15 protein-coding genes are annotated in these 22,853 nt (G+C 61.4%); 10 read left to right on the top strand and 5 right to left on the bottom strand.

Annotation, left to right across the window (positions count from 1 at the left end):
• Nucleotides 1–139: 139 nt before the first annotated feature.
• From H9L41_RS01895 to H9L41_RS01855, 9 genes are all read left to right on the top strand, one after another.
• Entirely contained in the window at nt 140–1,309 is a 1,170-nt protein-coding gene (locus H9L41_RS01895; protein WP_028445865.1) for an SIR2 family NAD-dependent protein deacylase, read from the top strand.
• Nucleotides 1,306–2,715, top strand: a complete 1,410-nt coding sequence (locus tag H9L41_RS01890) for an ATP-binding protein (protein WP_028445864.1) — start codon at nt 1,306–1,308, stop codon at nt 2,713–2,715. Before H9L41_RS01895 ends, H9L41_RS01890 begins: the two co-directional genes overlap by 4 nt.
• Nucleotides 2,716–2,844: 129 nt before the next feature.
• On the top strand, nt 2,845–5,994 hold the full coding sequence (locus H9L41_RS01885; protein WP_034606641.1) for a type I restriction endonuclease subunit R: 3,150 nt from the start codon (nt 2,845–2,847) through the stop codon (nt 5,992–5,994).
• Between the two features lie 40 nt (nt 5,995–6,034).
• Entirely contained in the window at nt 6,035–7,075 is a 1,041-nt protein-coding gene (locus H9L41_RS01880; protein WP_187523655.1) for a restriction endonuclease, read from the top strand.
• 459 nt (nt 7,076–7,534) lie between these two features.
• Entirely contained in the window at nt 7,535–8,125 is a 591-nt protein-coding gene (locus H9L41_RS01875; RefSeq protein WP_028445862.1) for a hypothetical protein, read from the top strand.
• 70 nt (nt 8,126–8,195) lie between these two features.
• Complete coding sequence (locus H9L41_RS01870) at nt 8,196–9,455, top strand: MksB family condensin complex protein (RefSeq protein ID WP_028445861.1); 1,260 nt, start codon at nt 8,196–8,198, stop codon at nt 9,453–9,455.
• Complete coding sequence (locus H9L41_RS01865; RefSeq protein ID WP_028445860.1) at nt 9,452–10,063, top strand: condensin complex protein MksE; 612 nt, start codon at nt 9,452–9,454, stop codon at nt 10,061–10,063. The genes H9L41_RS01870 and H9L41_RS01865 overlap by 4 nt, the downstream gene beginning before the upstream one ends.
• Nucleotides 10,063–12,816, top strand: coding sequence for an Mks condensin complex protein MksF (locus H9L41_RS01860; protein ID WP_028445859.1), 2,754 nt, complete (start codon nt 10,063–10,065; stop codon nt 12,814–12,816). Before H9L41_RS01865 ends, H9L41_RS01860 begins: the two co-directional genes overlap by 1 nt.
• Nucleotides 12,816–13,682 (top strand): DUF7281 domain-containing protein, encoded by an 867-nt coding sequence (locus H9L41_RS01855; protein ID WP_028445858.1) that lies wholly within the window; start codon nt 12,816–12,818, stop codon nt 13,680–13,682. Before H9L41_RS01860 ends, H9L41_RS01855 begins: the two co-directional genes overlap by 1 nt.
• Before the next feature lie 194 nt (nt 13,683–13,876).
• On the opposite strand, the gene H9L41_RS01850 is transcribed toward H9L41_RS01855, so the two are convergent.
• The 3 genes from H9L41_RS01850 to H9L41_RS01840 all read right to left on the bottom strand — a co-directional run bounded on the left by H9L41_RS01850 (nt 13,877) and on the right by H9L41_RS01840 (nt 19,339).
• The gene (locus H9L41_RS01850) at nt 13,877–14,380 is read right to left on the bottom strand and encodes a hypothetical protein (protein WP_187523654.1); all 504 of its coding nucleotides are present in this window, start codon (nt 14,378–14,380) and stop codon (nt 13,877–13,879) included.
• Entirely contained in the window at nt 14,365–18,348 is a 3,984-nt protein-coding gene (locus H9L41_RS01845) for an NACHT domain-containing protein (protein WP_187523653.1), read from the bottom strand. Before H9L41_RS01845 ends, H9L41_RS01850 begins: the two co-directional genes overlap by 16 nt.
• Nucleotides 18,349–18,580: 232 nt before the next feature.
• Complete coding sequence (locus H9L41_RS01840; RefSeq protein ID WP_028445856.1) at nt 18,581–19,339, bottom strand: helix-turn-helix domain-containing protein; 759 nt, start codon at nt 19,337–19,339, stop codon at nt 18,581–18,583.
• 119 nt (nt 19,340–19,458) lie between these two features.
• On the opposite strand from H9L41_RS01840, the gene H9L41_RS01835 reads away from it, so the two are divergent.
• Nucleotides 19,459–21,039, top strand: coding sequence for an AAA family ATPase (locus tag H9L41_RS01835; protein ID WP_028445855.1), 1,581 nt, complete (start codon nt 19,459–19,461; stop codon nt 21,037–21,039).
• A gap of 123 nt (nt 21,040–21,162) precedes the next feature.
• Here the strand turns inward: H9L41_RS01835 and H9L41_RS01830 are convergent, their stop codons facing one another.
• Both H9L41_RS01830 and H9L41_RS01825 read right to left on the bottom strand, forming a co-directional pair.
• Entirely contained in the window at nt 21,163–21,630 is a 468-nt protein-coding gene (locus H9L41_RS01830; protein ID WP_028445854.1) for a hypothetical protein, read from the bottom strand.
• 2 nt (nt 21,631–21,632) lie between these two features.
• Nucleotides 21,633–22,835 (bottom strand): hypothetical protein, encoded by a 1,203-nt coding sequence (locus H9L41_RS01825; protein WP_245589188.1) that lies wholly within the window; start codon nt 22,833–22,835, stop codon nt 21,633–21,635.
• Between the last annotated feature and the right edge of the window lie 18 nt (nt 22,836–22,853).

Below are 22,853 nucleotides of genomic sequence, written 5' to 3'. Positions count from 1 at the left end.
TCGATCCAATATGGGCAGCCATTCACGCTCGCCAAGCTGAATTGCAGCGATTGGCCGAGTTGCGCGACACCCTTCTCCCCAAACTCCTCTCTGGTGAGCTGTCCGTCGAGGCACTCGCCGAATCTGCCGGGGCCGCATAATGGACATCAAAAAGCTCCGCGAAAACAAGCTCATCGTTGACAAGGTCGAGGAGGCCTTGCAGGCGGCGTATTCGTCGAATCAGGAATTCAATGCAGTACTGGATGAGGCAGCGCCGCTGTCATTCAAGAGCCTGCGTGACCCCGAGCACGAATACCTGGTCAATGTGAGCGATGCCCTGTACTGGGTTGAACGTGATGCCTATCTGGATGAGCTGGATCATTGGGAGGGGCAGCGCGAAGTGAATCAACACGAAGCTGCGACTAGCTTCATCAAAGACTCTGACCAACAAGCCGTTTTTCTCGACTTGGTCGATGCCATTCGCTTCGGGCGCATCGCGCCGTTTGTCGGCGCCGGACTTTCCAAACCCTGTGGGTATCCGATGTGGGGCGAGGCCCTGCGCAAGATCGCTCAGAAGCTCAGCGAACTCGGTGTGCAGGACATTGAGCCGCTGATGGCGCAGTACGACTATCTGCAAGCTGCCCAGGTGCTCTATGAGGCTGCATCCCAGCAGGTGCAGCATTTCATCAAGACCGAGTTTCGCCAGCGTGGCGTGATCACAGGGCCTGTGACGCTGTTACCGCAGCTCGCCACTGGCTGCATCGTCACCACCAACTTCGACACAGCCATCGAAGACCTGTTTCGCGAGAAAGGGCAACCGCTGGATGGATATATGCACGGCACCCAGGCCGGCAACAATTTCGTGCAGCGGCTCTTACGCGGTGAACGTTGCATTCTGAAGCTGCATGGAGACGCCGGGCAGGCCAACACCCATGTGTTCACTCAGACGCAATACCAGGCGGCTTATGGTGGGGCTGGTGGCGAGCCCTTCGCTTTCCAGAACCAGCTTCCCAGGGCTCTGCGGCAAATCTTCATCAGCCACTCGCTGCTGTTCTTGGGTTGCAGCCTTGAGCAGGACAAGACGCTTGATCTATTCAAGTCCGTCGTGGATGAGGGCGCGTTTGAAATCCCGGATCACTTTGCACTGCTCAATGAGCCCACCACGGCGCCAGAGCGTGCCCGCAAGGAAGACAGGCTGCTGCAGCTGAAGATTCGGCCGTTGTGGTACGCAACCCCTGCCGATGCCGAGGGCAAGCCGGATCACAGCCTGTTGGAGCAAATCCTTAAACTAGCCGTCGCGGTGGCGCGCAGACAGGTGGCGTTTGTATGAGCATCTCCCCAGAACAAATCGACTTGTGGCGTGACCGCGCTTCTGAAACCCAGAACCTCGAATTCAAGGAGGCGGGCAACCAGTACGATACGCGTAAGCTTTGCCGTTACTGCGTCGCCATTGCCAACGAAGGCGGCGGGCATTTGGTGCTGGGTATCGCAGACAAGCCACCGCGTGCGGTGGTAGGCAGCCAAGCATTCCCCGACACCCTGGACATCGCCGAAAAGCTGTTCCACTGGGTGGGCTTTCGTGTGGACGTTGAGGCTGTTGGTCACCCTGATGGTCGGGTGGTGGTGTTCAGCATTCCCGCTCGCCCCAAGGGTACGGCGTACCACTACGAAGGTGCCTACCTGATGCGCTCTGGCGAAGAGCTGGTGCCGATGAGCGAAGACCAGTTGCGCAAGATCTTCGCCGAGGGTCAGCCCAGTTGGCTGGAGAATCCTGCGCTCAAGGACGTGTCCGCCCAAGACGTGGTGCAGTTACTGGACACCCAGACCTTCTTCGACTTGATGCGCTTGCCTTACCCCACGGACCAGGCAGGGGTTCTGGCACGACTGCTAGACGAACGCTTGATCGAGCGCAGCGCAGCAGGCTTCAACATCCTGCACATCGGTGCTGTGTTACTGGCCAAGAACATGCGGCAATTCCCGGACATCAGCAGAAAGGCCGCACGCGTGATCGTGTATGCCGGCGAGTCCAAGATGCAGACTGTCTCGGATGTGACCGGCGAGAAGGGCTACGCCGTGGGCTTTGCCGGGCTGGTGCAGTACGTGATGGGCAAGCTGCCCCAAAACGAAGTGATCGAGGGCGCCATCCGCAAAGAGGTCAAGCTGCTGCCGGAGGTGGTGGTGCGAGAGCTGCTCGCCAATGCGCTGATCCACCAGGACTTCGACATGGGCGGCACCTCTCCGGTGGTGGAGGTCTTTAGCAACCGCGTGGAAATCTCCAACCCTGGTGAGCCCATCGTACCGGTGGAGCGCTTCATCGACGGCTATCAGTCCCGCAACGAACGGCTGGCCGACCTGATGCGCCGCTTCGGCATTTGCGAGGAGAAGAGCAGTGGCATTGACAGGGTGATCGAGGCTTCCGAGTTCATGCAGTTGCCGGCGCCCGAGTTCTTGACCAGTCATCGCCGCACCATCGTGGTGATCCATGGACCGCGTTCATTCCGCGACATGAACGGCAGCGACAGGGTTCGGGCCTGCTATCAGCACTGTGTGTTGCAGTACGTGCTGCGCAAGCAGATGACCAACCAGTCGCTACGCGAACGGTTTGGTTTGCCTGAGGGAAGCAGCAACACGGTATCGCAGATCATCACCGCGACCATGGAGCAGGGGCTGGTCAAGAGCGACCCCAATGCGCCTGACTCGCGGCGCTATGCACGGTACATCCCGGCGTGGGCGTAGCTACCATTTCATTGCAAACGCGGCTCGCTAATTGATGTGCGATCAACCAATTGATTTAAAAAGAATTTCTTATTTCATCGCAATCCTGATCAGCTGCCAGAGAGTTTGAGGAGGCGCAGGGAGGCCAAGATGCTGAACGAACAACAACTCGAAGAACTCTGCCTGGGCTGGTTCCAGGAGACGGGCTGGCGCTTCGCCCACGGCCCGGACATTGCCCCCGATAGCAACGCCCCGGAGCGTACCGACTATCGACAGGTAGTGCTGCGTGAGCGCTTGCTTACCGCACTGGGCCGGATCAACCCGCACATGCCACCCGCAGCATTGGAGCAGGCGGCACATGCGCTGCAATCGGTCAGTGAGCCACAGATGGTGGTGCGCAACCGCAGCGTGCATCGCCTGCTGCTGAACGGGGTGATGGTGGAATGTACGGTTGGTGATGAGAAGAAGACCGATCTGGTGTACTTCATCGACTTCGCGCAGCCCAGCAACAACGACTTCCTGGTGGTGAACCAGTTCACCATCACCGGCACCAAGCAGCCACGCCGACCGGATGTGATCGCCTTTGTGAACGGCTTGCCGCTGGCCGTGGTGGAGCTGAAGAACCCCGCCAACGAGCAGACCGATGTGTGGGACGCCTTCAACCAGCTACAAACCTACAAGGACGAGATCAGCGATCTGTTCAACAGCAACGCGGCCCTGGTGGTGAGCGATGGCTGGACCGCGCGCGTCGGCTCGCTTACCGCCAATGCGGAGCGCATGCTGCCCTGGCGCACCATCGCCAATGAAGACGATCGGCCGCGCCTGCAAATGGAGTTGGAGACGGTGGTGCGGGGCTTCTTCAAGCCCGAGCTGTTCCTGGACTACGTACGGCACTTCGTGCTGTTCGAGCAGGATGGCGACGCCATCATCAAGAAGATCGCGGGCTATCACCAATTCCATGCGGTACGCGAGGCGGTACGGGCGACGGTGATTGCGGCGCAGGATGCAGATCGAGGCCTGCTGGAGGTGCATGAAGAACGTGCCACCTATGGCAAGCAGGTGACACCCGGCTCACGCAAGGCCGGGGTGGTGTGGCACACGCAGGGTTCGGGTAAGAGCATCACCATGGCTTGCTATGCGGGCAAGCTACTGCAGCAGCCCGAAATGAAGAACCCCACCTTGGTGGTGGTGACGGATCGCAGCGATCTGGACGGCCAGCTGTTCGCCACCTTCAGCGCTGCCAGCGATCTGCTGAAGACTACCCCCGTGCAGGCCGGCGACCGCGACGAGTTGCGCGAGATGCTGGCCTCGCGAGAGGCCGGCGGCATCATCTTCACCACGGTGCAGAAGTTCGCGCTACTGGAGGGTGAAGAGGCTCACCCGCTACTCTCCGGCCGCACCAACATCGTGGTGATTTCGGACGAGGCCCACCGTAGCCAGTACGGCACCAAGGGGCGGTTAGATACCAAGACGGGCAAGTACGTGTTCGGCTACGCCAAACACCTGCGCGACGCACTCAAGAACGCCACCTTCATCGGCTTCACCGGTACACCCATTGCGCTGGAAGACAAAGACACCCGCGCAGTATTTGGCGACTACGTCAGCATTTACGACATCCAGGATGCGGTGGACGATGGCGCCACAGTGCCGATTTTCTACGAGAGCCGCTTGGCCAAGCTGGACGTGAACCAGGCCGAGATTGACGCGCTTAACGAGCAGGTTGAAGAGGTGGTCGAAGACGAAGAGGACATTGCCAACCGCGAGAAGACCAAGAGCGAATGGGCGGCGTTGGAAAAGCTGGTGGGCTCGGAGCCACGGCTGCAGCAAGTGGCCCGCGACCTGATTCCGCACTTCGAAGCGCGAGTCTCGGTGGTGGACGGCAAGGCCATGATCGTGTGCATGAGCCGTGACATCTGCGTGCAGCTCTACAACGCCATCGTCGCGTTGCGCCCCGACTGGCACAGCACCGACCCCGAGCAAGGTGCCATCAAGATCATCATGACGGGCTCCGCAGCCGACAAGGCACTGCTGCAGCCACACCTCTATAGCAAGCAGGTCAAGAAGCGGCTGGAGGCGCGCTTCAAGGACGTGAAAGACCCGCTGAAGCTGGTGATCGTGCGCGACATGTGGCTGACGGGCTTCGACGCGCCTTGCTGCCATACGATGTACATCGACAAGCCCATGAAGGGCCACAACCTGATGCAGGCCATCGCCCGCGTCAACCGGGTGTTCAAGAACAAGCCGGGCGGTCTAGTGGTCGATTACATCGGCATTGCCAACGAGCTGAAGGCCGCGCTCAAGACCTACACCGACGCCAAGGGCAAGGGTGACCCAACGCATAACGCCGCCGAAGCGTTGTCCGTGTTGCTGGAGAAGATGGACATCGTGCGCGGCCTGATGCACGGCTTCGACTACAGTGCCTTCGAAACCAAGGCCATTCAGCTGCTGGTGCCTGCGGCCAACCACATCCTGGGCTTGAAGGACGGCAAGTCACGCTTCCTCGACACCATGGTGGCAGTGGCCAAGGCGTTCTCGTTGTGCGGCACCTTGGATGAGGCCGGCGCCTTGCGCAAGGAGATTGCCTTCTTCTCGGCCATCAAGGCGGCCATCGCCAAGTTCACCACCGTGGACAAAAAGCGGGGCGACGCCGAGAAGAACAGCGCACTGAAGCAGATCCTGGATAACGCCATCATCGCTGACGGCGTGGCCGACGTGTTTGCCCTGGCCGGCTTGGACAAGCCGAACATCGGCTTACTGTCGGAAGAATTCCTGGCCGATGTGCGCAAGATGGAAAGCCGCAATCTGGCCGTGGAACTGCTTGAGAAGCTGTTGCGCGACGAGATCAAGGCTCGGGCCCGCAACAATGTGGTACAGGAGAAAAAGTACGGCGACCGCCTGCTGGAAACCCTGCGCAAGTACCACAACCGTGCGATTGAAACGGCGCAGGTCATCGAGGAGCTGATCCAGATGGCCAAGGAGTTCCAGGCCACACTGGAGCGAGAGGCTGCATTGGGTTTGGGGCAGGACGAGATTGCCTTCTACGACGCACTTGCCAACAACGAGAGTGCCGTACGAGCCCTGGGCGACGAGGTGCTGAAAAAGATCGCCATTGAGATAACGGAGAAGCTTCGGGCTAGCACCACGGTGGACTGGCAGGTGCGCGAAAGCGTGCGGGCCAAGCTTCGTATCCTGGTGCGGCGCTGCCTGCAGAAATGGAAGTACCCACCCGACCAGCAACCCGACGCAGTGGAGCTGGTGCTGAAGCAGGCTGAGGAGCTGTCTAACAGCTGGACGACCTGACCACCTACAACGCGGGCATACCAACAACAAGGGGGACTGAATGGCGATTTGGCTGGTCCGTGCAGGCTCGCACGGCGAATACGAGCAGAAATTCATCCATGAAGGCCGGGTCTACGTGACCTGGGATGAGCTGAACCTTGACCTATCCAAGCTACAACAGCGGGGCGAGTTGAATGCTGAAATGACCCAGCGCTACCCGGAGGCCAAGCCCAAGGCAGTGCTGAACTGGGTGAGTCAGGTCTGGCCATTCGCGCACGAGATGCAAAAGGGCGACTTGGTGGTTTTGCCACTGAAGACGCAGCCTGCGGTTTACATTGGCGAGATCACGGGCGACTACCACGCGGAGAAGGCAGGCCCAAACCCCTTCTTCCATTGGCGAACAGTCAAGTGGATCGGCGAGGCCATTCCCCGAATGCACTTCGGCAAGGACTTGCTGTTTTCCTTCGGGGCGTTTCTCACCATCTGCCGCATCCAGCGGAACAACGCGGAGCAACGCATCGCTGCTATGCGTGCTACCGGATGGAAGGCGGAAGCGCTGGCTGCGCCAGCCAAAGCCGCAGCAGCAACGACCACCGATGTCGAGGCCGCAGACACTGACCTGGACGAACTGGCACGCGACCAGATCGCCGCCCTGGTGTCCGCGCGCTTCAAAGGGCACGGCCTGACCCGACTGGTTGAAGGCATCCTGAAAGCGCAGGGCTACACCACCTACCGCAGCCCGGAGGGGCAGACGGCGGAGCCGACATCCTTGCAGGCTCTGGCCCCTTGGGTTTTTTCCGCGCCACGTCTGTGCGTGGAGGTGAAGTCAGAGGATTCGCCGATTGGCCGCGAGCCGGTGGACAAGCTGCTGGGAGCCATGACCAAGTTCAACGCTGATCAGGGCCTGTTCGTGGCCTGGGGTGGCTTCAAGGGCAACGTGCAGAAGGAGCTCGCCTCCCAGTTCTTCCGGCTGCGGCTTTGGACGCAAAAAGAGCTGCTCGAACAACTGTTCGAGCAGTACGAGCGGCTGGATGAAGACCTCAAAGCGGAGCTGCCATTGAAGCGGGTGTGGATGGTGGCGTCGCAAGATGAGGTACTTTGAAACCCAAGCCGGGCGAGGTGTTCACACCTTGTTCGGCTGGATGTCACCACACTGCTCGCACAGTTCACGGCACGCTGTCGCCAACGTCTTTGCACATTGCTCCCACCTGTTTCGCACAAAGCAGACACCGGTCTTCACGCATGGGCTGGCACCGTCTTTCGCACATTCATGCTGGACGCACGTTCGTAAGCAGGCTGTCCCCACCGCATTCGGCACATTCTTTGAGCTCGCTTCTTCGAGCTCGAAGAATGTGGCCGCTGAGCGCATGACCGGCAGGTTTTGCGGGCAGCGGCAGCTGGGGACACTGCAGAAGAAGGCTGCGTCCAGATCAGGCATCAGGTTGAATCCTCGCTGCGGCCACGGGCCGGTGTGCTGCCATGCGCGGCTGTGGGCGACACTAAAAGGTCTGGAATCGCACGCCAAGCACGATGCCCGCCATATTGGGAGGCTAGGAGTCTGATGACCGACACGACCGACCAATGGGAGCGATTCCTTGATCCGGAGGTGGTAAGACCATCGCTGTTCCTAGCAACAATGTTTATCACCACGTTCGAGATCCTCAAGGACTCGATCGTGGACGACGTTCGCAGCTTCTACACGAGCGGATTTGATGAGCAAGGGCCAGTTGTCGGGGACGACTACCAATCTAGGGTCCTATCCAAGAACAAGAGCCCGCTATACGCATCCCTTCAATGGCTGCGCGAGAACGACGCCATTGATGATGCTGATATGGCCACCTTTGAAAAGCTGAAATTCACACGCAACCAGCTAGCCCACCAACTGTTCGCTGTGGTGACTGGACAGGTCAAGTCGGCCCATGAAGCTCAGTTCGCTGAATTGGTGACTCTGTTGCGCAAGATTGGCGTCTGGTGGGTAGTAAACGTCGAGATTCCGACAAATCCAGACTTCGACGGGCAGGAGATTGATGAAGCAGGCATCGTTCCGGGCGCAGTTCTCTCCCTGCAAATGCTCATTGAGGTGGCATCAGGAAACACAGAACTTCTTGAGCGTTGGCGCAAAGAACACGCGAAGGGGCGTACAGATGCCTAACCCCGCGTTGGAACTGACGCTATGCACCGCCGGGCCGTGCAGCGCGGCTCAACTATGACGTCGAGCTGACATGGCTAACCCGCGTTCACTGGTCTACGCGCTGTACACACACTGGGACACCGTGGAGGTCTTGGTGAGGCTGTCGCGCGAGCTTGCGGTGCTCACCACCGAACAAGTGCTGGGCTGCATCGCGAAGGTGGCTCCGCAGATGGATGCAGAAGCCCAGGGGGCAGCAGTTCGCACCATGGTGAATGCAGACATTCTCCAACCCTGCGCACGCAGCAGCGACCTGCAGCTCAACGCCTACGTGCTGGACTTCGTGCGCGGGCTGACTCGCGAACACGAGCTGGGCTTGGCTGCCGTGCTGCAAGCACGCGTTGCCGCCATCCGAGTGGCCACGGAGGCTCTCAACGAGGGAATGCAGGGCGCCGACATGGACCGGGCGCGAGGCGCGGCCAACAAGCTCGCTGAGCTGTTCCGCCAGATCAGCCTGCAATTGGATCAAGACCGCCACGCACTGCTGGAGCTGGCTGAAGATGCCAAGAGCGCCGACGCCAGCACGCCCATCGCCCAACGCTACAGACGTGTGCTGGAGGCCTACGACCACTACGTCGAGCCGATGAACCAGATGATGGACACTGGCCCGCAAGGCACGTTTTACCGTTACCTGGAAGATGCCGAGCGTTCGCTTGATCTGGCCTTTGAGCAGTTATCGGTGCAAGGCGGACTGTACTCGCATCGCCTGCAGCTCAGGCAGGTGGCGCATCAGGCCAAGGAGCTGCGGCGATTTGGTCGCCTGATCGCTCAACAGTGCGCCGACACGGTGCTCCCATTGCGCGAGGAGATGCGTCAACACAATGCGCTCACCAGTGCGGTCAGCCTGCTGCTGGGCCAGGTGCGCAAACGGGGCCTGCGCCGAGCTTTGTCGCGGCACACGGCCAACACTGCAATGCCTGTCTGGCGCAATGAACGGGGCTTCCGATTGCAGTTGGGCGATGAGGTGCGCACCGTGATGGCCGCAGCTCAGCAGTACCAGCCGCAGTCGGTGGTCTTCCCACAAGATGAGCCCGGCAACGCCCCGCCGCTGCTGGAGCACGTGGACGAGGCGGCTATCCGGCAACAGCTGAGAAGCAGCCTGCCGGTGGACAGCCTGCTGGACTGGCTGCACACCCATCACGGTCATCTGCGGGACGCAACGCTGCTGCGACTGTTCCATGAGCTTCAGCACGAGGACAGTTGGCACATCGAGGCCTGCGAGCATCCCGAGACCACCACTTTGCAGACCATCCGTGTGCTGCACCATCCTCACCGAGTGAGCATTCCGGCATGACGACGCCTCATCCACTGACCCCGCAACTGGCACAGATGCCAGCATTGGCCGAACTCTTCCGCTTGTTCCTGTCTGGCAAGCACCTGAACCGCATGGCCGAGCCTGCACTTTGGGCGGAACTTGAACAGCAGGAAGCGGGCTATGCCGGGCTGTTCGCGGCGCTGGGTTTTGAGCTGCGCATGGATGCACGAGGCTTTGCTTGGTTCCACAACACCGATGCAAGCAGCAACATCGGCAAGGTCAGCCGTCAACTGGCCCTGCTGTTCATGGTCATCTTCGACGCCCAAGCCAATGCCGGCAAAGCCCTGCAACGCTTCACCGACTGGCTCATTGATCGGGAATGGCTGGCCGAGGTGCACGAACAGCAGAAAGACCTGCTGGACGCCGAAGGGCTGTCAACTGATGGGCTGATCGACCTGCTGGGACGTGCCAGCACGCTTGGCTTCGCAGTGGCGGAGCCCGCAGGCTGGCGGCTGCTGCCTGCCGTCTGTCGCTACCTGGACCACTTTGAGGGCCTGGCAGCAGCCTCACGAGATGACGACAACGAGGCGGACGCTGGCCCTGAAGATGACGGCGACGACGTGCTGAACGACGAGGAGAGCGACTGATGCAGCACGGCTTTCAACGCCTGGTCTTGCTCGGTAGCGCGGGCTACTCCCGCGCCGAGCTGCCGCTGGATGGTGCGGTGTCCCTGGTGGCGCCCAACAACACGGGCAAGACCAGCCTGATCAATGCCCTGCAGTTCCTGCTGATCATTGACCGGCGCCGCATGGACTTTGGCGCGCACGACGTGGAGAAGAGCCGGCGGTTTTACTTCCCCAACAACAGCGCGTATGTGCTGCTGGAGGTGTCGCTACCGGAATCGGGCACCGTGGTGCTGGGGTGTGTGGGCAAGGGCGTAAGCTTCGAGTACGAGTACTTCGCCTACGCCGGCCCGCTCAAGGTCGAAGAGTTCTGCCTGCCTGATGGCTCGCTCGTGGCTCAGCCCAAGCTCGCCAGCCACCTAGCCACCCACGGTCGCCGCGTATTCAGCTACAGCAGCAGCGAGTTCGCCGACATGGTGTACGGCGGTCGGAACCGCAAGCTGAGTGGCTCGCAGGATTTCTGCGTGTTCCGCCTGGAGCACGCCAGTGACGCCAGCGTTTTCCAGCGCGTGCTCACCCGGACGCTGCGGCTGGACAAGCTGCGCTCCAGCGAGGTGAAAGACTACCTGCTGCAAATCTTCCGGCGCGATCTGCCGGACGCCAGCGTCGACTTCAAGGCGGAGTGGGACAAGGCCTTCGCCGACCTCAACGCCGAGCGCAGTCAGTACCTGGCTGCCGAGCGTTTGAAAGGCACCCTCGCTGAACTGGAGCGCAAGCACGACGCTCGGCTGGTACTGCGAGGCAAGCTGCTGTGCTGGCGCCCCATGATCGACGACGCGCTCGGCCAGTGGCAGCAGCATTTCGAATCACGCCAACAAGCCCTGCAGCATGAGCTGCAGCAGTGCGATGGCGAGCTGGACCGCTTGCGTGAGCAGGATCGTCAATCCGTGCGCGAGCAGAGCCAGTGGGAGTTGGAGCAGAAACGCTTCCATCAAGAGCAGCAGCAATTGCAAGAGCTGCAGTTGCGCTTCGCCTTGGTGGAAAGCCGGGCAGTTCTGGAAGCGTGCCGCCGTGGCGTGCAGGCACAGCGCGACGCCTTGGTGGTCCGCCTGGGCCAAGTGCAAAGCCGCCCACCTGCGGCCATTGAACGCGAAATCGCACGCGTGGACAGGGAGTTGGCACAGTTGACGCAGGAGATGCGCACCCAAGGCCACAACCTCTACCAGCAACTGGCGAGCGTGCTGCTGGCCGAGCAACTGGATGCGCTGAATAGGGTGCTGGCCAAGCCCGCATTGACCCTTGGCGCGGAGGACTTCCAGCTAGATGGTCAGACTCTGTTGGACGCTCTTGGTGGCGCTGACGCCAACATGTTCCGTCTACCCGGCCTTGAATTGCGCATTGGCACCCTTCTCGAACAGCATCAACAGCGCAGTCTGGCGGAGCTGGACGAGCTGCAGCGGGAGTTGCAACAGCAGCAGGCGCAGCTGAAAGAGCAGTTGGCCACGGCGCAAGCGCTGGAGAGCGTCAAGCGCGAGCAGGATGCGCTGGAACAGCAACTGGTACAGCTGGATGCCGAGTTGCGTGACTACACCCAGATGCAAGCCCTGCAGGGCGGTGATGCGGAACGCCAAGCGCGGCTTGCCGTGCTTGAGCAGAAGCTCGCTGAGCTGACCAATACCCTTGCGCAATCAGCCGCTCGCTACCGGGCGCTGGATCAACAGCGTCAACAGCGGCAGCAGGATTTAGAGTCACTCAAGCAGCAGCATCGGCAGATCGAGCAACGTCGCAATCAGCGGATCGATCACGAAGGCCCTTTCACTTGGCTGGCCGACTTGCCTCATCAGCCGTGGTTGGCTCAGCCGGAATTTGCGCTGGAGCAGCTGGCCGAGCGCTTGCAGACCTATCAAGCCGACTGCCGCCAGTTGCTGGAGCTGGATGACCTGATCCGCCGACTGCTGGGTGACATCCACATGGGCGGGCTCACCAAGTATCAGTTCGTCGGCGACCCTGAGGAAGAGATCACCCGCCTGGTGGAATTCGCCCATCACCTGCCGCAGGAGGCAGAGGCCTTGGAAAAGAAGGTGCGGTCGGCCGTGGTGAACGTTGCGGCTTGTCTGCGCGAACTGCGCGACGGCTTGGCCGCGTTCAAACGCCGGATGCGCGAGTTCAATCGCAAGATCAGCGGACGTCAACTCTCCGATCTGGCGGTCTTCAAGATCGAACCCGAAGACGAAACCGCACTGGTCGAAGCCATCGAGCTGCTCATCAGCACGGCCGCCACGGTCGACAATGGCGAGACCTTTGAACTCTTCAACCAGCAGAGCGTGCTGGATGATGACCAGCTCAACCGCGCCAAGACCCTGCTCATCGAGGAAGGCAACGCCCGCCACGGCTTGCGCGTAGCCGACTTGTTCCGCCTGCGCTTTTGGGTGGGCAAGGCAGATCGCGAGCCGGAAGCCTTCGACGACCTCGACAGCGCCGCCTCGAATGGCACGGTACTGATGGCCAAGCTGGTGACGGGGCTGGCGATGCTGCACCTGATGCAGGATCAACGGCGCCCGATCCAAGGCATCTGCTATCTGGACGAAGCCTTGGCCCTGGATGCGCGCAACCAGCGCAGCCTGATCGAGACCGCTGCCGAATTCGGCTTCTCGCTGATCTTCGCTTCTCCCGCGCCGCTGACCACCGTGCGCTACTGTGTGCCCATTCATCACCGGCAGGGTAGCAACCAGATCAGCCGCTTCAGCTGGCAGATCATCGAACCGGTGGAAGCTTGATGACAGATCAGGCTCTGCGCGCGGCGCTACTTAAGCTGAGAGGCAAGAACCCGTTGCCTGCGAGCCAATTCACCCCGGCACAACGTAGCGCTCTGGATCGATTTGCTCGGAAAACGGGTGCCGTGCGCTGCCAGCGTCAGGGCAGAGGTGATGTGTATGCAATCCGTGATCAGGTGGCGTTTGACGCCCACTTGGTCGATCTGTCCCCGCAGGTAGAGCCCTCGCTCGCAGAGCAACTGCCACTGCGCGCACAGCACGTTGCCCATGCCCGCGACAGCAAGGCCCGGCGTCATCAACACGGCAGCTACTACCCGCTGCTCAAGGCGGTCGGCTGTTCAGTGAACTGGTGTGAAGGCAAGCAAGAGGTGGAGTTGCCACTGAGCACCCTCACCCGTGACTTCGGCGCGGCCACCCTGTGCCTTCAGCAAGACGATGCCTGGCACACCGAGCAAGCCCTCTGGCTTGTCGAGAACCAGGCGCTGTTTGATCGCACGGACTGGCTGCCTGAAGGTACGCAGGCCACGCTGCTGTACTACGGCGGGCAGCTCGACGGCCGGCTGCTGTCATGGCTGGGCCAACGCCCCCGTGCCAGCCGGGTGATCCTTTTCCCAGATTACGACGGCGTGGGCCTTAGCAACTTCGCGCGACTTCGCGAAGCGCTGGGCGATGCTTGCGATTTCTGGCTGATGCCGCAGTGGGAAAGGAAACTGGCGCGATATGGCAGCGTACAGCTATGGCGAGACACCTTGCGCCACTTCAGCGGCGCCGTGGCATATCTGCCGGCATCCTTGCGCGAACTGACCGTACAGATGCAGAACCTGGGTCTGGCACTGGAGCAGGAAGCGGTCTGGCTGCCCGCGTTATAGATGCATGCAGTAACCACGTCACGCCACACGAACTGAGATGCTGCAGTTTTAGAACTCGGCAAGGACGACTTCCTTGTGGAGGGCAGCAATGCAGCGGTTGCGGTCCCCCGCTTCGTCGAACTTGACGCCCAAGAGCAGCCCTTCGACGTTAGAAATGGGGTGGGGCGGTGGCGCAAATTGCGCCTGTATGCGTTTTACCGTGCCTTCAGTTTATCTAGCTGTTCTGCGTTCGGCGCGTGGAACTCAGTTTTCGTGCCAAATGACTTCAGGACGCCAGCTTCCATGGCGAAGGCGGTGGTGTGATACAGGCTGCCGCCAAACCCTCCCATGGACACCCCGACGTCGTTGCCTGCGTAGACGTTCTTCTCGCCGGCCAGCACCCAGACCGGTTCAAGCTCCGCGCTTGCAAGCTTGCTCACGAAGTAGTCGCGGGACGCCACACCGGCCCCAGAACCGCGCTGGCGCAGCGAGGGATCCTGCCACCGCAGGGTGCCGCCAGCATCAACGTACTCCGGAACCTTGCCGCTGCGCAGATGCAAGTCCAGCGTCTTGATGACGCCCGACGAGGGCAGGTAGAGCGAGAACCCGTCGTCGACCGAGTTGTCGTTGCCGTTGCCTTCAGCGTTCAGTGATTCCACGATGCCGGCATACGGTGTTTTGATGCCAGCGCTGAGGTTCTGCGTCAGCTCGATTGGCATGGGGTCGCGCCAGCCATGCTCTCCCAAGAAGGGGTTAAGGAACCGCTTTCCCACAGGCGAGATACGTCGCCGCGCTGCCTGGCGACCAGTTCCGTTGCCAACCGAGGACCGTTGCCTAGTGCGCAGACCAGACAGCTAATGCGCGACCAGGCGTCAGCGTGGTTGCGCCTGCCTTGGCCCGGAACAGTCCAGCGGCGAAAGCCGTACACGGTCAGCCATCGCTCGCCGTCAGGGCTGACCACCTCGATTTGACCGACGTCGTTGCACAAGTCGCTCTCGACATGCACCCATGCGAGGAGCAGGTCGGTGTCTCCGGACGGCAGTCGGGGAGCAGACGGGGTCCACCATGTGACCGGCGCCGCCGCCCAGCCGGTTTCGAGGGTGCTTCGAATGAGGAGGGATGGGTCCAGGTCTCTCTTCATGTCGCGTCCGCGTGGGCCTGGCTCGAACGCCCTCAGCTTGCCATCGTCTCCCCACGAGCACATCGCCAAGTTGTCGGTCAAGCGTGCCGTCGTCTCAGCGAGCGCGATGTACTGATACTTCTTGCCGACGCGCTCCACGCGGTGCTTGCCCATGCGGTCGTGGCTGATATTCCCACCCCTCTCGAAGTTCTCGAAGAGCTCTTCGGTCCACCCGAGCTGGTGCGCGCGCTCGCAAATCCACCGCCGTACAGGGCCGTGGTCGAGTTCCGACGGGCGCCGGTTGTCGTCCCGCATGCGCGTGGACTCAAGAAGATGATCTTCCGCGAACGTTGCGTATTCGGTGCGCAGCTCTTCGGACAGCGTGTCCTTGAACGCCTCGTTGGCTTGCTTAACCTCGGCCCAGAGGCGCTCGGATTTGCCCGTGCCCTTCTTGTCGATTGAAAAATGCAGCGGCTGCAAGCGGTAGTCGACCGTAAGCCGACGCAGCGCAAGGTAGGCTTCTTGCTGCTCCGGGGTCGCCTTGTCTATGAGCGCGCTCTGCCAGCGTTCGAAGAGTTCCTTGGTGGAATTGCCGACAAGGGTGCGGGGCGCGTCAACGATGTCGTGTAACCAACTGCGCAGGGTGTAGTTGCCGAAGTCACCGTGTTCGTTCGTGGAGGAGCAAATCGAGTCTCCGTATCCCCTGCCGCGGTACTTTTCGAGGTCCTCTTCCGTCACGGATTCAAGCGGCCAGGCTGACTTGAACTTGGCCCTGCATGCGTCAAGGTCGACCTCCGCCGGTAACTGGCCTACGGCCTGAGCGTAGAGCAGGACACCGAACGCATAGTCCCGGGCCATCAGGTTCAGCGGCGGCTGCTTACCTTCGGCAAAGTAGCTTTTCCAGACTGAAGCGGCCAGCGCCCCGCAACGGGCTCGGTCCATGCCCTGCATCGCAGCGCCGTAGCAGGCGGCGAGGACGCGCTCTATGATGTACGGGTCGTCGACATCGGCGAACTGGTCGATGAGGTCCGCAGCGTGACCGAGCTTGCAAGAAAGCAGGTTCACGAGCGCCTTGGTGGCGCGGTCGCGCACGGCACGGTTGCTGGTCGACAAGAACCAGGTTAGTGTGACCGCTGCAAGCCATAAGCGCTGCTCATCGACTTCGTTGGCGTCAGCCTCCCAGGCCCAGTCAATGAGCGAGACGACTGCGCCGCCCTCGTCCAAATCGTCCTTCGCTAGAAACACCGACCATGCAGCGTCTCTGTGTGGCATCGGGCGCGGCCACAGGTCATTGTGTAGCCAGTTGGCGTTGAACACGTTCTCAGGCTCGGTACTGACCAGAAGCATCAAGCCGTAGGCCGAGCGGCCAGTGGCCTCGCATAGTTTCTCCACCCATCTGGCCGTTCGGCGTGTGAACGCCTTGGGACTCCGCCATGCCAGCGAATTCTCGAAAGCGTCGCAGAGCGAAGGGTCGTCGAGGGCCTCCTTGGGCAGCAAATCGAGCAGCTCGAGGCCGAACACCTCCGGCAGTTGCACTGCCAGGGCCTCGATGACTCCAGCAAATTGCCAGCTCTCGAACGGTTCGAAGTAGGCCACCAACGGTGCTCGGAGGAACGAGCCTTCGACGTCAGCTCGGTCAATTTGCTCGATGAGCTGCTTTGCGCGCAGATGGTCCGACAGCCGCTCGAACGTGAACCTGACGATTTCTCTATGGGCCCCTCCAGCCTGCCACTCGACGTCTTGGGTGAGAACGCCCTCTGACATGAACGCAGAAAAGAGGCTGCGGTCCGTGTAGCCCCCCGAGTTGTGGATGTCTTCCAGCAGCTTGATGGTGTCTTCCATGGGCAGGCTTCCGCCGTCGCGATGAGCCGCGCAAGCTTCTAGGAACTGCTCCAGCGCTTTGCGCGGAATTTTCAGCTCGGGGATGAGCTTCAGCTCCCTCTGGACCTTGTCCGCCACGGCAGTCAGGTAGAAGTCGAAGATGGCGGTGACGCCGTCCATGCCCTTGGGCAACTGCTTGAGGCCCTCGGTGCCGAGGTACTCGCAACAGGTTCGAAGGAACAGTGGGTTCTCGAACTCCCTCGCTAAGTTGGGAGAGCTCGGTCGCGCGATGCCGCGGCGGTCGAGGTAGGCCTTTGCTGCGGCGCCGGCATGGCCGGCAAAGCCGGGATGTACAACGCGTTCCAGGTCTTTCAGCGGGAGGAAGCGGTAGTACGTGCTGCGCACGGTCAGCACAAGGGCCAGTCGAGGGAACTTCTGGACCAGCCGGATGAACCCTGGCAGACGTGCCTCCCACAGTGCGATGCCATGTCTCTCGTTGAGGGCGTCTATCGCCAACACGGCCCGGCAGCCGGCGGCCTCGGCGGCGGCGTCGAACGCGCCCAGGAAGTCGGCGGTTGTCACCTGGGCTAGGTCCAGCTGACCTCGGATTTGCTCCCAGGGGTCTCCGTCTGTCAGGCTTCCGCTGAGGACCAGCACGAAGGGGCGGCCTGCCTCGAGCTGCTTGTGTCCGAAGTCAGCGATGAGATGCGATTTTCCGATGCCGCCGGGGCCCGAAATGACCAGCTCGCGCTTGTTCATGAGCTGCCATCGCACGCTGGCGATTTCTTCGCGGACACGGTCGACCGCCGAATAGAGGTCGAACAGGTCTTTGCGTGGGATATAGCGGCTCTTCGCGGGGACCTTGTCCTCGACCTCAGTCAGGGCATTGGAAACGCCGTCGATGGCCGCGGCCACCATGTTCGCCCAGCTCTCCAGGGGCACCGGCGCTTCCAATGCCGCGGGAGGCGCGCCTAGACTTTGCAGCAGTGGCTCGCAGGCCTGTCGTACTAGGTCGGCAGCAGACGACAGCTCTTCGCGCGACAAGCTACCGACCGCGCCGTCCATTTTGTACGTAATCTCGGCTACCCAAGCCTCAGGCGCTGCGAGCAATTCTGGGTTACGTGCCACCGCCTGCAAGGCCTGCTGGATGGGCAGCTCCACGTGGCTTTCGGGGCTGTAGCGCTCACCTAGGTTGTGACGCTGCACGTCAAGCTTGTCGCGGAACCAGGCCGAACTGAACGTGACGGCGTCGAACCAGTAGCGTGCCCGCCCAGAGTACATGGGGCTATCGCGCCCAAGGCGCTCGCCGATGCTGGACGCACTCCAGAGTTCGATTTCGATGACGCGGCCGTTGGCGGCTGCGTCGGCGACGCTCTTCTTGCGCCATCGCTCGTAGCGCTGAACTTCGCTGGCCTTCTTACCAGACTGGTTGTCACGCAGGTCGACGGGCAGGCACACGATGAATTTCGTCAACAGCGGATGGGCGCTGAGTGCGCGCTTCAACGAGTCGGCCAGGTTGCTGACTTGTCCGTCGTCGAAGCCGTCGATGAAGTACTTCGCTTGCCAGCCAACTTCGTGACCGTCCGCGTAAGCGCGGTAGCACTCGAGCCCTTGGTCGGCCCCCGGGCCTTTGCGGATGAATCGGGAACCGGTCGCCGAGTCCTCCAGGGCGGCCAGCTGACAGCAGAGTTCTTCGAAGCCGCCGTTCCGAGTTCCTCGATGTTCACGAACACGTTTGAAGTCCAAGCTCAACACCACGCAGCCTCCATTTTGTTCTCCGGCGGCGTCCACGTTTCCACAGGACTGCCGCTCCCTTCCGAATGACTCTACAGGACTGAATCGCCTCGGCCTTTCTAGATATCCGTAGACGGGAAACTCGCGGTAGCGAAGCCGTTGTTAGTGAACTTCCGCTATCAGCCTAGTCCGGTCGCTACCGGCACGTGTCCGGAATTCGCACTACTCGCGTTCGTCCCGCAGTTCATCCAGATTTGACTTTGCCTGAACGGGTGAAATCGTCTTCATCGAGCCGCATCGTCTCGATCTTCAACGCTAACTGGGTGGGACTCAATCCCCTGCGCATTGCACTGCGCAAGCTCGTCTCCAAGATGCGCCAGCCCAATGTGTCGCCGCTCGTGAGCACAAAGTCCTGCCCAGGCGGCGCCCCGAGGCGTTGCATGAAGCCATGGGCCAGTTCGCCAGTGGGAATCTCCTGCCCTCCCTGCTCGGTAAGGCTCAAGAGCGCAGAAGCTGTCGCTTGCGGGTCTTGCGCGGGGATACCCTCCAGCGCGACGGGCAGCACGATCAGTCGGTCTGGACTGACCATCGCGGCCAAATCATCCTGCGCAGTAGGCCCCGGCGTGAGCGACAGTCGAACCCATGCCTCGCCCCATTGCAGGAATCTGGTGTGGCACATCCCGGGATGCTCGTCGAGGAATAAGCATCGAGGCGCCACCGGCTCCTGAAGCAGATTGAACACGGTGCGCAGATGTGCCCAGTCACCTTGGTCGGTCCAGGTATGCACGATGTCCGAGCGAAGCTGGCCGCCTTGCACGCCGAGGTGATACATCAGTGCTGCCACGCGCGCAGCAGAGATAACCTGCGGTTTGCCCTTCACCCAAGCGGATAAGTTGGCCGGGCGAATGCCCGTGGCGTCAAACACCGCAGCCAACGTGAGGCCGCGCAGACGCAGCAGTGCGCCGGCCAGCATGGGGAGTTGCTCGTTGCTCAGCGCTGGCATGACAAATCTCGATCTAAATCACAGTAAATCACTATAAACAAATCCACTGCGGCCGGCGAGGCTGGATTCCCGCTCTTCTTGTTGTTATAGTAAATTATAGTTAGCCAAGAGAGGCTGCCATGACACGCTCCAACCGCCACCGCCCCATGAGCCGCGCCGCCTACCAGGCCGCTCTGGTAACTCTGAAAGCCCAACACCCTTGGTTGGCCAAGCAGGTGGTGGAGCCGGCTCCCGGCCACTTAGCAGTGCTGGAGCACTTCGTGTCTCAATGCGAGCTGCTGATGAAGCCGGCCGACTACCGACACTTGCCGCTCTTTTGCGCCACCAACCAGCGCGACAAGCTCAGCCTGCGCGTGGAGCTGGTGGGCGCTAGCATCAACAGAGACCGTGCCCTGCTGGATCTGATCGAGGCGACCCGGCATGCTGCCCAGCAGCACTGCCCGGTGTGCGCTGCGCCTGTGATTGGCGGTGATGCCAACGCAGGCCAGGGCGTGCGCTGCCAGCAGCACGAAACCACCATCGGACTCTTCGCGGAAGACTTGAAGCGCAACCACAAGCTCGCGGTCGCGGCAGGGCTGCTGCAGGCCGCCACCAAGCCTGAGCAATCGGTTCGTGGGGAACCGCTGGATCCATCCATCGACGATGCGGTGCATGCTCTAGTGCAGTCGCTGCCAGACATGAAGGCAGCGTCAGCGGCGCCGGAGCAGCCCGCACTACAGGCACCTCGGGCAACGCCCCCAATCGCGTTTCTGGATGCCGCTGGTCTGCGCAGCTTTGTTGAGCGTCACCGCACCAAGCCCGATGAGAAAGCCAAGCGGGCGCAGTACATCGCCGAGCGCATCCGCACCGCAGGCCATGAACGCCGCAAGCTGGGCGAACTGCCTGACGACTGGCCGCAGTTGATCGAAGACTTCCAGCGCGACTTCCCCAACTTTGCCGAACTAGCCGACGTATTGCATGACCACTTCGCCTTGCACGCGATGGGCGACGGCCGTGTTGCCTGGTCTCCCATCCTGCTCATCGGCCCTGCGGGCATTGGTAAGACAGAGGCTGCACGCTGGCTTGCCTCCCGGTTGAGCCTTCCGTTCCGCGTGATCGACATGGCTAGCACCCAGTCCAGCTCGCCTTTGGCGGGGTCGGAGTCGTTCTGGTCGAACTCGGAGCCTGGCGTGGTGTTTGAGCTGCTGGCGTACCAGCCGCTGGCCAATCCGGTGATCGTGCTGGACGAGCTCGACAAGACCGATCAGCAGCGCCAGTACGATCCACTCGCGGCGCTTTACACCCTGCTGGAACCACGCAGCGCACGCGATTTCATCGACCTGTCGATCCGCGATTTCGCCATCGATGCCAGCCACGTGAATTGGATCGCCACGGCGAATAGTACCGAGGGCATCCCGGCGCCACTGCTGTCGCGCATGACGGTGCTACAGGTGCGGGCGCCTACGCCCGAGCAAGTCGCGCACATCGCGCAGCAAATCTACGGCCGCATGCGGGCCGAGAGCCCCTGGGGTTCCGTCTTTGCCCCGAAGCTGGATGAAGAGGTGGTGAGCCAGCTGAAAGACCTGCCACCACGTACCCTGGGCCTCGCCTTGCAGCGCGCACTGGGGCGCGCTGCCCGTGATGAGCGTGACCACATTCGCGCCAGTGATCTGCCCGCCATCCCGGCCTCTTCACGCCGGGGGATCGGATTCATGGCTTGACCAAGGGAAGTCGAACACTCCGTTGGCTTGTGAGTGTTTCAGCGCGGCCCGATGGCGCCTACTTGTTACCCGGCCCGGGCGATTACCGTAATTACGATAACTACGGTAATCGCCTGCGGCCCGTCACTCCCGTTGATGCGCCTGCCCACACGTATGGCAAAACCAAGTGCTCTGCCACTGGCGCTTCGCCGCACTGTAGACCTTGGCCTGGGCACGCCAGCCCTTCATCAGCAGCCAGCCCAACGCGATCAGACCCAGACCGATAGCAGCTTGCTTCCAGTTGTAGCGCAGGCCTGCCATGCCGACATAAACGCACTCTCGCGCCAGCAAAGGGCACACCGTCATCGACATGTAGATGATGATGCCGCCAATCCCATAGGCTCCAATGAACGGTAGCGGTGACGGCGGCGCAGGTGGGGCGCAGTGCTGAGCCAGCGCCGTGGATTGGGAGCCTTGGCTGCTGCCTTGAACGAACTGCCCATCTGAAGTGATCGCCGTGTGCGTTGCGTGGAAGTGCTGCGTGCCGCCCGCATGCACAACGGCCATAGGCTGGATGTGCGTGCTGCCGCAGCTCGGGCATTGTATCGTCATGGTCAACCCTCCGAACCTTCGGTGTTGACGGTGCAGGTCAGCGTGGCTTCGCCGCCCTCCATGCCCGCCGACAACACACCGACTTTGGTCAAACGACCGTAGGTCTTGCCGTCTTTGCCCAGCTTTAGCGAGGCCGATTTCGCAAGCTGCTGGAGGGTGGTGCCAGCCAAGTAGCTGCGGTAGATCTGCTCGCCGCCGTCACGTGACACCGCAACTCTTCGAACGCTGAACCCGTAGACCTTGACCTGCTCAGTGAGGGTGACCGGCATGATTCCCTGGTCTGGGCTCCACCCAGCCTGCTTGAGCATGGACTCGGCCAAATCAAATCGTGGGCTGATGGCAGTGCAGGCCAGCGCCTGATCGAGCTGCGCCTTGCCCTTGGCGTCCACGGGCTGCGGCGCTCCCTTGCTGGAGACAGGAGCCGTGGTCGGCCTGATTACGGCATTGGCGTCGTACCCCACCAACCACAGATTGGTCGGCGCGCCTGGCCGCCAGCCGGTGTCGAGTACCAGTTGCTGGATGAATCCCTGGAAAGCGAGCTGCTGCCGTTCGCTGATCGGCTGCCGGTCAGGAACCGCCAGCATCGGCGGTTTCGGGCCAGCGGTGCGCACGTTGCCGCTGTGCTCGACCGCTGTCTGCTGCATGAATAGGTGCAGGTTGGCGGCGTTGTTGACGGCGAAGCCGACCGACTGTCCCCAGCACACTGAGAAGGCAGGCACAGCCTCGGACTTGCTCTTGCTCCACCAAATGGTGGCCGTGCCAATCCAGCAGTCGTTGCGAGACCAGTCCGTTACCGTGATAGCCACTCGGGGGAAATAGGTCTTGGGCGTTCCGTCGTAGGGATGCTTGCTAAAGACGCCCGCCAGCGCCGTCGTGCGAATGCCGGGAGTGCTAACCGGGCTCGGCAGGCCCGGCTTCGTCTGATTGGCTGTTGTTGCCAGTCTGGCTTCAGATGTAGGGGGAGATGATGGGCTGTCCGGACTGATTTTGGAGACGCCACCCAGCGAGAGATGAACCTTGGTCGAGCCGTCAGCCTGTGACTGTGTCGTCACGCAGCCGGTCAGGGCCGTTGCCGCGAAGATAGACGCAGCGCCAACCTTTACCAGCCGAAAGTGTGCGTTGCCATGTGAGAGCACCCTTTGTGTTAGTACCTTCATTAGCTTCCCCATTAGATTCAGCAGCAGTCGATTGTTATCTATAGACACGTGTCAATAGTAAACCAA

Origin of the sequence: Chitinimonas koreensis (assembly GCF_014353015.1) — a bacterium.
Lineage (GTDB): Bacteria > Pseudomonadota > Gammaproteobacteria > Burkholderiales > Chitinimonadaceae > Chitinimonas > Chitinimonas koreensis.
The sequence above is the reverse complement of the archived record's forward strand: the minus strand, read 5'-3'. Positions and strand labels throughout refer to the sequence as shown.